The following is a 13161-nucleotide window of genomic DNA, read 5'->3' as shown; positions in this document are numbered from 1 at the left end:
CTCACGACCCCCTTGCAAACAGGCGACGTTTCGTGGAAACCGCCTCGTCAGGCGCCACCGACGACCTGAGCCGGTCGGCGAACACCTGGATGCCCTTGGCCACGTCGGATCGTCGCTGGTCGAGCCACAACAACCGACCGCGGTTGATCGACTGCGCGACGAGTGGACTCGACGGGATCCGGCCGTCGACGCGGATGCCGACGAGCCGTTCGATGTCCTCGACCGTCAGATCGACCTTGCTGTCGGCCCTGTTGACGACGAACCGGAGCCGGTCGCGCGGCACGCCGAGGTTCGCAAGCGTGTGCATGGCGATCGACATGTGCCGAACCCCGATCGCATCGAGGCCCGACACCAGACAGACCACGTCCGAGAGATCGAGCGCGGCGAGGACATGATCCGAGTATTCGGACGTCGCGTCCACGATCGTGAACGCAAACGCTTCGCGTAGGGCGTTCAAGATTCGGGCGACGGCAGCGCCGGCCAACGGCTCGGCCCGCGGATCCGGGCGTGAGCCGAAGCCGACGACACCGCTGACGAGCGGCGTGCCGAGGCCCGCGATCGCTTCCGAGTCCGCACCTTCCTCGAGCGTCGCCACCTCCACAAGAGTGCGACTCGGTTCCGCACGGAAGTACGCGAAGACGTCGCCGAGGTCGTGGTCGAGATCGACGAGCGCGACCCGGGAGCCCGAACGGTCGGCGAGCGCTGCCGCGAGGTTGCACGCGAGGAAGGTCTTTCCCGTTCCGCCCTTCGTGGAGAAGATCGAGACGATCGTTCCGGTCGACCCGTGGGACCCGTTGCCGTTGGCACTCCCGCGCATTGTGGATGTCCAGTCGAGCGCGCGGCGAAGGGCGTCGGGAAACTCGCTCCTTCCCTTCGTGAGGTCGACGACGTCGCGGACCCCGCCTCGGATGAGCCTCGGAAACGCGCCGTCGACCGGAGTGTCGCGGACCAGGACCACGGCCGTGGCAGGCGACTCGCGGGCGGCGAAATCGGCGAGCGCGATCGCCTCGTCGTCCGTGACGGACGGCGCGAGGACGACGACGTCGAAGCGCTCCTGGCCGTCCGCTATCGCCCGCTGGGCGCTCGCGATCGACGGCAGCCACGACACGGCGTCGGGCGCCGCCCCCAGGGCGCGAGCCACCTCGGGGGGGAAGGTCATCGAGCCACCGACGGCGATGACCCGGCGGCCGTTCATCGCATCGCCCCCAGTTCGACGGGCGGAACGTGGACGCCGGCCTGGTTCGGCGGAAGGAGGGTCAGCCAGACGTGGCCCTGTTCCTGGGCGAAGATCAGGAGAGCCGCCTGCTCAGGTGTGACGGCAAGCGTGATCGTGCCGGTGCTGCCGGAGCTGAGGTCGTCCGACGCCGGCGTGGCGACGGCCAGAACAAGCGCGTCTTCGATGACGACGCGGGTCGTCAACTCGCCGGCGCCGCGTTCGGTGAACGTCCCGAAGACCTCGACGTGATCGCCCTGCTGGATCGCCCCCGCCACAACGCGTTGCGGCTCGAGCGTGATGGACGCTGCCTGGAGACCGTCCGGGATGCCCAGAACGCCGCCCCCGGCTTGAAGCGGGCCGGCGAGCCGCGCGGCAACGATCTGCTCCTCCGCAAGGATCGGATATCCGGTGCGCTGACCCTGGAGCTGGTACACGTCCGTGATCGCGCCGGGGACGAGGTCCTCGACGTCGACGGCCTCCGTTCGGAACACTCCCTCGTCGATCAGCGCGCTCAGTTCCTGTCCCGCTGGGATATCTCGTGTCGCGACGATGACGTCGGCCGTGATACGGCCCGCCTCCGCCCGCTCACGAACTCCGTTCATGAACAACAGCACCCCACCGGCCGCCGCGGCCGCGACCAGGAAGATGAGCGCTGCTGCCACAGGCTTCTTCATGTCGATCTCCTCCTCAGGGTCATCCGGTCAACGCCACGGCGAACAGGCCGAGGTTCGGGGCGTTCGGAATTGGATTCAGTCCGCCGGGTTCGAAACCCATCCACACCGCTTCGAAGCACCGCAGACTGCCGTTGTTGTCGGCCGGGTGGTTGCACATGGTCTGCGCGTCCTGCCCGGTCCAGACCGCCGCCACCTGGAGTCGCGCGAACCCGATCATCGCGTACTTCTGGACCGAGCAGTCCCCATCGACGTTGGCGGGGTCGAGCGCGTCCGGCCGGCAGAGACTGCCGCCCGATCCGAGCTGCTGCGACGGATCGTTCACCGGGAAGTACAGAATCTCTCCCGCTTGCGCGCTGATGTCGTTGTTGAGCGCGTTGCCCTGGAATCCGCTGCCACGGCAGACGTACTCGTATCCCGGTGGATAGTCGATCAGCAGCGAGCCCGGATAGCCCTGGTCGATCCACGTGCCGACGTCGCTCTGGCTAACGTTTCCCCCACACCCGCCCAAGGCGTCCACACCCCACGTGGTCAGGTCGACCAGACCCCACTCGGCGTTCGTCAGGGCGGTGGTGTCGTGGGGCGTTCCGTTGTCCCACCAGAAGAAGCAACGAGAAATGCCGACCTGGAGATCGGGACCGAACGGGATGTCGCAGTCGGACAGCCGTTGAAGCGACAGCATGAGCGGCGCGACGTTGCTGGCTCCGCCCGCCCCTCCCCACAGGGCGGTCGCGTGGGCGGCGACGGGCTTCGGGGTGGAAACCCCGATCGCCGGCCCGAACAACAGACTCTGTTCTCCACCGAAGTAAACGGTGACCTCCCCGCCCTCGACGACGCATCCAGGGGAATACGCATTCGGCTGTGTCGGAAGAGCATCGCCGACGTTCGCCTGTGCGATGCTCGCGGCCTGGGCGTCGGCACCGCCGAGCCCCTCGCCCTTGGCGCATGAGTACGCCGCGGCGAGCGCAGCGGCGTCGTTGGCAGTGCGGATCCGACGATACTTCGTCCACAGGAGACCACCGTCGATCGTCAGCGCGAGCATGCCGACGATCACGAAGAGACAGAGCGCGACGATGACCGCCGTTGCCCCCGATTCGTCGTCGAGCCGCGGCCTCATTCGCATCGGAAGGTCCCCGCCACGTTCATCGTGAACGACATGTCCGGCAGGAGCGGAATCTCGACCGGGATCTGTTGTTCCCAGAAGACGGTGACGGGCTGCCCGGGTGAGATGGAGCAGTCCAGATCTGCCGCCGGGGTGCCCGGCCCGATCGGGTTCCCGTTGGCGGATTGGGTCACTCGGTCGGCGATGAGCGTCGTACCGGCGCACGTCGTCGCCTCCGGGCGGCAGTGGACGGCGGCATAGCGAGCACCCTCTCGCGCCGCGCTGATGTAGTTGACCGTCCGCATGAGCGCGATCCCGAGCGCGATGATCCCGAACAAGATCACGACGAGCAGCGGCAAGAGCAGCGCGAATTCCACCGCCGCCGCACCTCGCTCGTTCCGTCTCCTCACCAGGCCGTCCTCCTACTCTCGATCGTTCCGGCCACCGTCCCTTCCTCGGGGTCGCCCGAGGAAGAGAGAGCGGCCGGAGCCGCTCTCCGTTCGGTACGAGCAACTACGGCACGACGACAGCCCCACCGGGGCACGTCGCCGCCGGAGCGGCGTCGATACAGTCGGCCGTGGCGTCGAGGCGATCGTTGATGGCGTTGCCGAGGAGGAACGCACCGGCCACGAGCACGACGGCGATCAGCGAAACCAGGAGCGCGTACTCGGCTGCGGTGGCACCGACCTCGCTACGCGTCAGATCGACAAGCCGGTCGTGCATGCGCGAACGGAGGTCCCCGATCGCCACCCGCACGTACGTGTGAGCCCGAAGCAGCATCTGGATGTCACCTCCTTCACGCGTACAGGCCGGGCGGCGCACCCAAGGAAAAAAGACACCCGGCAACCTGTGCTATCTGCTGCGGGAAGCTAGTGATCGCCGTTACGGCGTTGCCATCCGCACTTGCGCTGTGCGTACATCGGTAACGATTGAGTACGCACGCATACGTACGTGGATGTCGACGCGAGAGCACGCGCGCGTCCATTACGTCGAAGGAAACGAACGCGGCGTTGGTGCGGACTAGCTGGCGACGAGACGATCGGCGCCCGCGACAGGCGCCATGACCTCCGACGCCGGAAGCGTGAGCACTCCCATCCGGGCAGCCGCCGTCACGGCCGCGACCCGTCCGCTTGCGCCGAGCTTGCGGTAGATGTGGTTGAGGTGCGTCGACACGGTTCGCTCGCGAACGCCGAGCCGGCGCGCGATCTCGCGCGCCGTGAGGCCGTCCGCCGCCGCGACCAGGACGGAGTGTTCACGTGGCGTCAGCACGCTCGTCGTCACCTGCTGATGATCGATCGCCTGGACGAGCTCCCCGAGCGCGCCGCGAGGCAGCCCCTCGAGCACGAGCTCGCCGTTCGCGGCCCGACGCGTCGCCTCGATGTACCGCTCGGGCGACGAGTTCTTGTGTACGAACCCGTGGGCGCCGACGAACAGCGCCTGCGAGATGGCCGTGGGGCTCATGTCGGTCCCCGTGGCCAAGATGGTGATCTGCGGTGATCGCTCACGGATCGAGCGGATCAGCCAGAACGAGTCGTGCGATCCACCCAGCTCGACGCCGACGAGCGCGACGACGGTCGAAGGATTTCGCACCGAGGGCACCAGGTCGAGCGCCGTTTCGGCGTCGCCGGCCTCGCCGACGACCTCGATGTCCGGAACGGACTCGAACAGCATCCGCAGGCTCATGCGGACCACGCCGATCGCCTCGACGATGAGGACACCTGCGGAGTGGGGTGGACGACTGGTCAGAGACATCTGCGGCTCGGCTCCCTCAGTCCTCTTTATTGGCCCTTTTTGGCGTTCTCGTAAGCGGCAGATCGGTCTGGATGTCGCGGCGCCGTAACCGTAGTGGGGGACGCTCTCCGTGTACATACCTACGTCCGTAGGATTTTTCTGTACGTCTAACGGGCTAGTTCGAATGGGGGCTGTGGCTACCCACGCCGATTCGGAACGCAAAAGGGGCGCCGGCATGCCGGCGCCCCTGCTCGAACGGCTCTTCCTCAATGCATGTGACCGCCGGCTCCGGCCGGTGCCGGCTCCTCCTCCTCGGGCTTCTCGACCACGGCGCTCTCGACCGTGAGGACGATTGCCGCGATCGAGGCCGCGTTCTGCAACGCGGAGCGCGTTACCTTCGCGGGGTCGAGGATGCCCGCCTTGAACATGTCGACCCACTCCCCCGTTGCCGCGTTGTAGCCGCGGGAGTCGCCTTCGCTGCGGATCCGCTCGACCACGACGGCGCCCTCGTCTCCGGCGTTGCTCGCGATCAGTCGCGCGGGCTCAGCCAGCGAGTCGCGCACGATCCTGGCGCCCGTCGACTCGTCGCCGGTCAGGTCGACCTTGTCGAACGCCGACTCGGCGCGGATGAGCGCGACGCCGCCGCCCGGGACGACGCCCTCCTCGATAGCCGCTCGCGTGGCCGAGAGCGCGTCCTCGATGCGGTGCTTCTTCTCCTTGAGCTCCACCTCGGTGGCCGCACCGACCTTCACCACGGCGACGCCGCCGGCGAGCTTCGCCAGCCGCTCCTGGAGCTTCTCGCGGTCCCAATCCGAGTCGGTCTTGTCGATCTCGGCCTTGATCTGGTTGATCCGGCCCTTGACCTCGTCGTCGGACCCTGCGCCCTCGACGATCGTCGTGTCGTCCTTCGTGACCACGACCTTGCGAGCGCGACCGAGCAGGTCGAGCGTTGCGTTCTCGAGCTTCAGCCCAACCTCTTCCGAGACGACTTGGGCGCCCGTGAGGATCCCGATGTCCTGGAGCATCGCCTTGCGCCGGTCGCCGAACCCCGGCGCCTTGACCGCGACCGCGTTGAACGTGCCGCGGATCTTGTTCACTACGAGCGTCGCGAGCGCCTCGCCCTCGACGTCCTCGGCGATGATCAGCAGTGGCTTGCCGCCCTGCAGCACCTTCTCGAGCAGCGGCAGCAGCTCCTGCACGCTCCCGACCTTCTTGTTCACCACGAGGATGTAGGGCTCGTCGAGCACCGACTCCATCCGCTCCTGGTCGGTGACGAAGTATGGCGAGATGTAGCCCTTGTCGAACTGCATGCCCTCGACGAACTCGAGCTCCATGCCGAACGTGTTCGACTCCTCGACGGTGACGACGCCGTCCTTGCCCACCTTGTCCAGTGCCTCGGCGATCACGTCTCCGATCGCCGGATCTGCCGCCGAGATCGACGCAACGTTGGCGATCTCCTCGCGCGTCTCGACGTTCTTGGCCTGGTTCATGATGGCCTCAACGGCCGCGGAGACGCCCTTCTCGATGCCCCGCTTCAACGCCATCGGGTTCGCTCCGGCCGCGACGTTCTTCATGCCGCGCCGAACCATGGCCCGCGCGAGCACGGTCGCCGTCGTGGTGCCGTCGCCGGCGACGTCGTTCGTCTTGGTGGCGACCTCCTTGGCCAGCTGGGCGCCCATGTTCTCCCACGGGTCCTCGAGCTCGACCTCCTTGGCGATCGTCACGCCGTCGTTCGTGATCGTCGGCGCCCCCCACTTCTTATCCAGGACCACGTTGTGGCCCTTAGGACCGAGAGTGAGGGAGACCGTGTCAGCGAGCTTGTTCACACCGGTCTCGAGAGACCGCCGTGCCTCCTCACTGAACTTCAGCAGCTTGCTTGCCATGGAACCTCCCGTTCAAAAGGTCGTTACGTACGTCGGGGGCCCGGCGCATCCTCGCGCCCGAGCCCCCGCCGGAACGATCGCCGTGTTCGTTACTTGCTGAGGACGGCGAGAACGTCGCGGGCCGACAGGATCAGGTACTCCTCGCCCTCGACCTTGACCTCTGTGCCGCCGTACTTGCTGTAGATCACCTTGTCGCCGACAGAGACGTCGAGCGGAACCCGGTTCCCGTCCTCGAAACGACCCGGTCCGACGGCCACGACGCTGCCCTCCTGGGGCTTCTCCTTCGCGGTGTCCGGGATCACGATGCCCGAGGTCGTGGTCTCCTCCTCCTCGCTCGGCTGGACCACGATGCGGTCCTCCAGCGGCTTCAGGTTGAACTGCTTGGCCATACCCGTCCTCCTCCTTGCGTGTCTCTCGTGCCGGCCGGCCGCCGCCGGTTAGCACTCCCCCGCTATGAGTGCTAACAGGATAGCCACGCGACTGCCAGGGGTCAACGCGGCTATGACGAGGTCACGACGATGTCGTCGAAGTTCGCCGTCCAGGTGAACAGGGCGGTGTCGCCGATCTGCACCCGGCCTATCGGTGTGGTACCGAGGTTCGCGGTCCACGGGCCGGCGATCGTCGAGCCGTTGAGTGACAGGCGCACGCTCCCCGACGACCCAACGCCCGCGCAGAGCTCGAGCGTGTTCCACCCCGCCGGTAACGAACGTCCTGACGAGAGCTGGGCTCCGGAGACGTCGGACCGGATCCACAGGACGCGGCTGGCGCTGACGTACACGCGAGCCACCGGGCCATCAGCGGCGGTCCGCAACCGCGCGAGCGCCACGCTGTTCGCGCCGATCGACGACAGATTCACGCGCATCGAATGGCACAGGCTCGAGTGCGTCGAGCCGAGGTTCTTGGCGGCCCACGCTCTCGTGCCGGCGGCCTGCGCTCGAGCGCTCGGCGGCGCCGTCCCACCGCTCGTGTGATCGATCGCCAGGCCGCTGGTGTCGCTCCATCGCGAGAACGTCCCGGATGAGAAGTCGTCGGAGAACACGATCGGTGACGACGATACGGTGATGGGGTCCGACGGCATACTTCGCTCGCTCGATTTGAGACCGTCGCTCGCGCTCACCTCGTACGTGTGGATGCTTCCCGGTGCCAGGCCCGCGTCACGGAACGAGACGGTCGTTGCCGAGGAGCTCGTTACCGTGGCGACGGCATCGGCGGCGCCGTCGCGGTAGACGGAGTACGTCAGCACGCCGGCCCGGTCGTCCGTCGACGCCGCCCAGCTTAGATCGATCGTGCCCGCGGCGTTGCTGACGCCGGAGGGCCTGCCAGGAACCGTGGGCGCCGTCGTGTCCGGCTCGGCGGCACAATCGACCGATCCCACGCCCTGCCCATCCGTTCCGACGACGATCTGGCCGTTTCCATCACGGAACTGCCACGCGAGCCCTGTGGCCGAGCCACTCGCGCCATCGTGAGCCGTGATGTACAGCGCGCCGGGGACCTTCGTAGCCCGCCAGACGGCCCGGGCGTCGGCGTTCGAACCGCCGGTGAGATAGTGGCCACCCGAACCGGCTACGAGCTCGACCATGTGGGATCCGGGCTTCCCCGCCTCGAGCGACGCGTTCAGCGGTGCGTAGGCCTCCATCTCGTGCGTGTGTCCGTTCAGCACGAGGTCGCCGCCGTTGTCGGCGAGCAACGCCCAGATCGGCCGCATCGTCGTGTTGTCCTCGACCGAGCTCAGTACTGGTCGATGCCAGTACGCAATCACGCAGTCGAGCTCGTTTGACGCCAGGACGCTTTGCACGAACGCGTATTGCGCGCTCCCGGGACCGCATCCCCCGATGAGGTAGCACTCGCTGTTCAGGTTTAGGAACCGAACGCCCCCGAAGACGAACGTCTCCCAGTTGGGCCGTCCGCGCCAGTAGTTGCGCCAGGCACCGACGTTGGCGGCCTCATGATTCCCGAGCGTCGGCCGAGTGAACCACGCGAGCGCCCCCCACGCCGTTCCACCACCAGGCTCGAACGCCGCCCGACCGTAGTTCTCATCGAGCTCTGCCGGCGTGCCGCGTTCATAGAGGTCTCCGAGGTAAAGCAGCGTGGCGGCATCGGACGCGAGGATCGACGCAGCGACGTCGTCGGCGCGTGCGGTGCCGTCACCGCCGTCTCCGACGGCCGCAATCACGGGATCGCCAGTGAACGAACGCGGCTCGAAGACGTCCTGCCAATCGCGCGGGTTCTGCGGGACGATCGTGTCGTTCCCGTTCTCGAGCGTGAGTCGCAGCGACACCGGAGCGCCCACCGAGTCGTTGAACCGCTTGACGCGCACGTTCAGGAACGCCGTCGCGTCCAAGTATTGGTCGGTGCGCCACGTAAACTCGAACGGCGACGCGTAGTCGGTAAGCAGCTGGGTCGTCGAAGTCGTCGCCGGACCCCACTGGAAGATCATCTCCTTGACGTCGCCGACCGAACTCACCGACACCGCGATCGGCACGTCGCCGGTTAGCTCGCCCGAAGGCGCCGAGACGCAGACGGTAAGGCGGTTCGAACGACCACATGCCCCAACCGCGGTCGAGGGAACTGCGGGAACGGTGAGAACGACCGCGCACAGCACTGTGGCGACGCCGATCCGGAACGCGGCCGCCCGGCGGCGTCGGCCGGATCGCCCTCCCACGCTCACGCGTCCGATCCGATACATCCGAACAGCTGGAGCCGCGACGGGTGCACGCTACGTGATCTCCGGTACGGACACGCCGATGCGATGGACCCGTTCGTCGAGCGCGTCCAGGATCGCGCCGTCGATGCGCGTGTCGAACTTCCGGGCGAAGTCCTTGCCTGACGCGAGCATCGGCTCCAGGTCTTCGATGGAGAGGACGTCTGGACGCGGGGAGCGATGTGGAGGAAATCGGACGTACCGCCGATCGTCTCGACAGATATTGAGGGTCGGGTCGTTCAACAAGATCGTGTTGAAGAACGACTCATCCGGAACCCGAGTCCGCCGGTAGTATCGGACGTACTTCGGATTCTCCTGGACGAAGCGATCGACGGCCGCGACGGCTTTGGCCGACAACGTGATCCAGAATCCACCGCGGTAGCAAGGGAACGCCGGCGTGAACGGCGTCCGGATCCGCCGGAACCCCACGTAAACGACGCTTCCGTCAGGGAGAGCCTTCACCGTCACGGGAGTCAGTCGCTTCGAGAGGGCATCGGTGCGACCGCTTGCGGAGGCCCACGCGTGTAGGCGACGAGCAATCACAGACGGCAGCCCCGGAACGCGAAAGTAGCGATAGTAGTAGCGACGTCGCGCCTCCCGAGCGCTTCGCGGCTTCAAACTCTCGACCGGCGATCCGGAGACGAAGCCGTCGTACGGGGTCGAGGCGAGGAACGCCTCGATATCCGGCAATGGTCGGATCGCGTAGTCCTGGCCGGAAAGGACGATGAGCCAATCGAAGTCAACGTTGTCCATGACCCATCGGACGTCCCCCAGGATGATGTCGATGAACGAAAAGTCCCCCCACTCGACGGGATGGCGGCGGTCGAGAATGCGGACACCCGGTAGTCGTGCGAGCCGTCCTCGATCCAGGTGGCTGTCGTACTCACTGTGGTCAACGACGACAGATGACGCTCCATCATGCGCGCTCAGGAGCCGGACGAGCCTCGCCACCTGGTCGGGATTGGTATGGGAGCAGACGAGGAAGGCGATCTTGGTCATCGCACGAATGCGCGAGCGGCGTCCGCGCGAGTTGCCGGAGGGGGCGCCCCCCTCGGCGAGGCGCCTATCCGGGTGACCTGTCCACGACGACGTCGTCGAAGTTCATCGTCCATGTGGAAGCTCCGGCGTCGCCGATGTGAACCATCCCGATCGGCGTCGTTCCGGTATTGGCCGCCCATCCGGTGACGATCCGGTTTCCGTTCAGGTAGAGGGACCACGACCCGGGCGATACGGTTCCGCACAGCTCCACGCGGTTCCACGCGTTCATCGTCATCGCCACACCGGAGGATCGCTGTTCAGCGGAAACGTCCGAGCGTATCCACAGGACACCGGTCGTCGCCGTGTAGACCCGGGCGATCGGGCCGTTGGCCGCGGTCCTCAACCGAAGAAGGGAGGCCGTGCTTCCGAGGCTCGACGGGTTGACTCGAACGCTCATGCAGGCGTCGCCAAACGTCGAACCGAGAGACTTCGTAGCGAACCCGCTGATCGCGCTCACCTCGCCCCGAGCGCTCGGCGGCGACGGATCACCCCGTGAAGCGTCGATCGTGAGCCTCGTGACGGAGGTCCATTTCGAGAAGTTCCCCGTGGAGAAGTCGTCCGCGAAGATCGGTCCCGCGCCGCTCTGAACCACGATCGGGTCCGACGTCGGGCTGGGTGAACTGTCGTTGCCTGCCGCATCCTCGGCGACGACGCGGTAGGTGTGTGTGCTGCCACCGGCCAGGCCGGTGTCCCGGAACGTAACGGGGCTTTGACCGCTGTTGACGGTTCCGACCTGCGTGCCGTCACGGACCACGTGGTACGCAAGCGTCGTGCTGACGGCGTCGGTCGAGCCTGCCCAGGTCAGGTCGATCGTCCCGGGCGAATTGCTCACTCCGCTCGGCTTTCCTGGCGGGGTTGGAGGCGTCGTGTCACCGCCGCCGGTCGCGGGCCCGAACAGGAACATGCCTCGAGACGACCAGTTGTATCCGGCGCTCGCCGGCGAGACGACCGTGGGCGCGCCGCTGGGGACGCCGTTCACGAAGTTCACTGCGTACAGGTTGCCGTCGGTCCTGGCGAAGAAGATCTTGCCGCTCGCCATGGTGACGCCGCTCGCGGTCGCCCAGTTCACGCCTCCCCCGGCGGCGAACCGCTCGGCGCCGACGATGCGACTCTCGGGGGTGAACCATCGCCAGTACAGGTTGGCGTCACCAGCGACTGTGAAGTACAGGCGTCCCCGACCGGCGTCGAAGAACATTCCCGTCACGTTCGCCAGCGGGAAGTTGTTCACGCCGTTCAGGTTGACCGCCTGTGCCGGGCCCACGGTGGTGCCATCGAAGGACCGTGCGATGAGCTGACCGCCGCTCGTTCCGTGATACAGGACGCCGTTGATGATGACGGCGCCGCGTGTCGCGCTCCAATCGATCCCGGGCGTCTGCAGCTGCCCGCGCGAACCGGCGGTCGTTCCGTCGAACGACCGACGGTCGAGGAAGTTCACGGCGCCCGTCCTCTGCGGGGCGTTGTACAACGTTGATGGGAGGTTGTAGACGGCGTTCGCCGGGATGTTCTTGCCGCCTGCGGTCGGGAACATCGCGAGCTTGCGATGGACTTCGCCGGCTACCAAGTCCGTATCGCTCCCCATCCACAGCCCTGCCGGTGTGGAGTACAAGGCGAAAACGCCGACGCCGCGCGCGCGGCCGGGGTTCCACGAGAACGGCACGCCGTTCACCGGATCGAGTGCCGCGATGCCGGGCCGCGACACCGCCCCCGGGCCTGCCGTATCACCCGCGAACGGGTTGTTCATCCAACGCTGGTGGCCACCGACGTAAACCGCCGTCCCGGTGACGGCGACCGCCGACAGCGTGTCGCCACCCGTGTAATCCCGCCACGTCGGAGTGAGGTTGAGGCCCGTCGCCGAGGTCTCCCAGCGCGTCGCCGTGTCGCACAGCGTCCCGCTGTTCGCTCCCCCGAAGAACGCGCCGGTCGTGACGATCACGAAGTACGAGCCGTTCGGCGAGAAATCGACGTCGCGCATGTACGTGTCGAACGCGCTGATCAGGCAGTCGGGCCGGAACCCGTCGGTCTCCCAGTTCGCGACCGTCGCCGGAGACGTGCCCAGGTCGATCATGCCGGCCTGCCACCGCTCGACTCCGCCGATCCTGGTGAAGTTGCCGATGGCAACGAGCTTCCTGCCGTCCGGCGAGATGTCCATCGAATACAGAGACGCGGTCGTCCCCGCCTTGCGCGCGACGGTGATCGGCAGGTTCAGGTTGCCGTCGATCGCACCGCTCGAAACGTTGACCGCACCCAGGTTCCCCCTCGGCGCTCCGGCGAGCCGCGTGAACGCACCTCCGACGTAAAGGAGACTTCCTCGAACGATGAGCTCGCGCACACGGCCGTCGGCCGTCGCGGAGAACGACGACACCCGCTGGCCGTTGGTGACGTTCAGCTTGACGAGCTTGCGAGAGGGCGCACCGTTGACGTTGTTGAAGTTCCCCCCGGCGAAGACGTTGCCGTCGGGCGCTGCCGCGAGCGCGAGCACCGATCCGTCGAGGTTCGGTGCGAAGCCAGTGTCGATCGCGCCCGTAGAAGCGTTGAAAGCGAAGATGTGACTGCGGGCGATGTCGGCGCCGTTCGCGGTTTGACGAACGGCAGTGAAATCGCCACCGACGATCACGCGACTGCCGATCTGGACGATCGCGTTGACCTGACCAGAGACGATATGAGGCGTGAAGTTGACCGGGTCCGCACTCACGACGACCGAGTGCGCGACGTTGACGGCAGTCGCCGGCAGAGCGAGCGTGACAACAGGGGCAATGACGGCGATGATCGCTACCGCCCGGCGCCCAACCCTCCCTACCATTGGAATAGCCCTACCACAC

11 protein-coding genes are annotated in these 13161 nt (G+C 66.8%); all 11 read right to left on the bottom strand.

Annotation, left to right across the window (positions count from 1 at the left end; translation table 11 throughout):
- Position 1 precedes the first annotated feature (1 nt).
- The 11 genes from VFA08_04420 to VFA08_04370 all read right to left on the bottom strand — a co-directional run bounded on the left by VFA08_04420 (position 2) and on the right by VFA08_04370 (position 13142).
- Positions 2 to 1195, bottom strand: a complete 1194-nt coding sequence (locus tag VFA08_04420; protein ID HYZ12834.1) for an AAA family ATPase — start codon at positions 1193 to 1195, stop codon at positions 2 to 4.
- Positions 1192 to 1890, bottom strand: a complete 699-nt coding sequence (gene cpaB / locus VFA08_04415; protein ID HYZ12833.1) for a Flp pilus assembly protein CpaB — start codon at positions 1888 to 1890, stop codon at positions 1192 to 1194. The genes VFA08_04420 and cpaB overlap by 4 nt, the downstream gene beginning before the upstream one ends.
- Before the next feature lie 19 nt (positions 1891 to 1909).
- The gene (locus VFA08_04410) at positions 1910 to 3004 is read right to left on the bottom strand and encodes a pilus assembly protein TadG-related protein (protein HYZ12832.1); all 1095 of its coding nucleotides are present in this window, start codon (positions 3002 to 3004) and stop codon (positions 1910 to 1912) included.
- Positions 3001 to 3399: a TadE family protein gene (locus tag VFA08_04405; protein HYZ12831.1), complete on the bottom strand. Its 399-nt coding sequence runs from the start codon at positions 3397 to 3399 to the stop codon at positions 3001 to 3003. Before VFA08_04405 ends, VFA08_04410 begins: the two co-directional genes overlap by 4 nt.
- A 103-nt stretch (positions 3400 to 3502) precedes the next feature.
- Positions 3503 to 3769: a Flp family type IVb pilin gene (locus VFA08_04400; GenBank protein ID HYZ12830.1), complete on the bottom strand. Its 267-nt coding sequence runs from the start codon at positions 3767 to 3769 to the stop codon at positions 3503 to 3505.
- 240 nt (positions 3770 to 4009) lie between these two features.
- Positions 4010 to 4741 carry a response regulator transcription factor gene (locus VFA08_04395; protein ID HYZ12829.1) on the bottom strand — a complete coding sequence of 244 codons (732 nt, stop codon included), beginning with the start codon at positions 4739 to 4741 and terminating at the stop codon, positions 4010 to 4012.
- A 245-nt stretch (positions 4742 to 4986) separates the two neighbouring features.
- The gene (groL, locus tag VFA08_04390; GenBank protein ID HYZ12828.1) at positions 4987 to 6603 is read right to left on the bottom strand and encodes a chaperonin GroEL; all 1617 of its coding nucleotides are present in this window, start codon (positions 6601 to 6603) and stop codon (positions 4987 to 4989) included.
- A gap of 89 nt (positions 6604 to 6692) precedes the next feature.
- On the bottom strand, positions 6693 to 6992 hold the full coding sequence (gene groES, locus VFA08_04385) for a co-chaperone GroES (GenBank protein ID HYZ12827.1): 300 nt from the start codon (positions 6990 to 6992) through the stop codon (positions 6693 to 6695).
- A gap of 110 nt (positions 6993 to 7102) precedes the next feature.
- A complete protein-coding gene (locus tag VFA08_04380) occupies positions 7103 to 9271 on the bottom strand; it encodes a metallophosphoesterase (GenBank protein ID HYZ12826.1) in 2169 nt (722 codons plus the stop codon).
- 48 nt (positions 9272 to 9319) lie between these two features.
- Positions 9320 to 10303, bottom strand: a complete 984-nt coding sequence (locus VFA08_04375; GenBank protein ID HYZ12825.1) for a beta-1,6-N-acetylglucosaminyltransferase — start codon at positions 10301 to 10303, stop codon at positions 9320 to 9322.
- Positions 10304 to 10367: 64 nt separating this feature from the next.
- Positions 10368 to 13142 carry a fibronectin type III domain-containing protein gene (locus tag VFA08_04370; GenBank protein ID HYZ12824.1) on the bottom strand — a complete coding sequence of 925 codons (2775 nt, stop codon included), beginning with the start codon at positions 13140 to 13142 and terminating at the stop codon, positions 10368 to 10370.
- Positions 13143 to 13161: the final 19 nt, after the last annotated feature.

This window comes from Actinomycetota bacterium (assembly GCA_035640355.1).
Lineage (GTDB): Bacteria > Actinomycetota > UBA4738 > UBA4738 > HRBIN12 > CALGFI01.
Note: the sequence above shows the minus strand (reverse complement) of the source record. Positions and strands in the feature narration are given on the sequence as shown.

Bases quoted from the DNA above. Each gene is read 5' to 3' on its own strand.
- VFA08_04370 (HYZ12824.1), bottom strand. From the start codon at position 13,142: ATGGTAGGGAGGGTTGGGCGCCGGGCGGTAGCGATCATCGCCGTCATT.
- VFA08_04395 (HYZ12829.1), bottom strand. From the start codon at position 4,741: ATGTCTCTGACCAGTCGTCCACCCCACTCCGCAGGTGTCCTCATCGTC.
- VFA08_04410 (HYZ12832.1), bottom strand. From the start codon at position 3,004: ATGAGGCCGCGGCTCGACGACGAATCGGGGGCAACGGCGGTCATCGTC.
- VFA08_04375 (HYZ12825.1), bottom strand. From the start codon at position 10,303: ATGACCAAGATCGCCTTCCTCGTCTGCTCCCATACCAATCCCGACCAG.
- groL (HYZ12828.1), bottom strand. From the start codon at position 6,603: ATGGCAAGCAAGCTGCTGAAGTTCAGTGAGGAGGCACGGCGGTCTCTC.
- cpaB (HYZ12833.1), bottom strand. From the start codon at position 1,890: ATGAAGAAGCCTGTGGCAGCAGCGCTCATCTTCCTGGTCGCGGCCGCG.
- VFA08_04400 (HYZ12830.1), bottom strand. From the start codon at position 3,769: ATGCTGCTTCGGGCTCACACGTACGTGCGGGTGGCGATCGGGGACCTC.
- VFA08_04420 (HYZ12834.1), bottom strand. From the start codon at position 1,195: ATGAACGGCCGCCGGGTCATCGCCGTCGGTGGCTCGATGACCTTCCCC.
- groES (HYZ12827.1), bottom strand. From the start codon at position 6,992: ATGGCCAAGCAGTTCAACCTGAAGCCGCTGGAGGACCGCATCGTGGTC.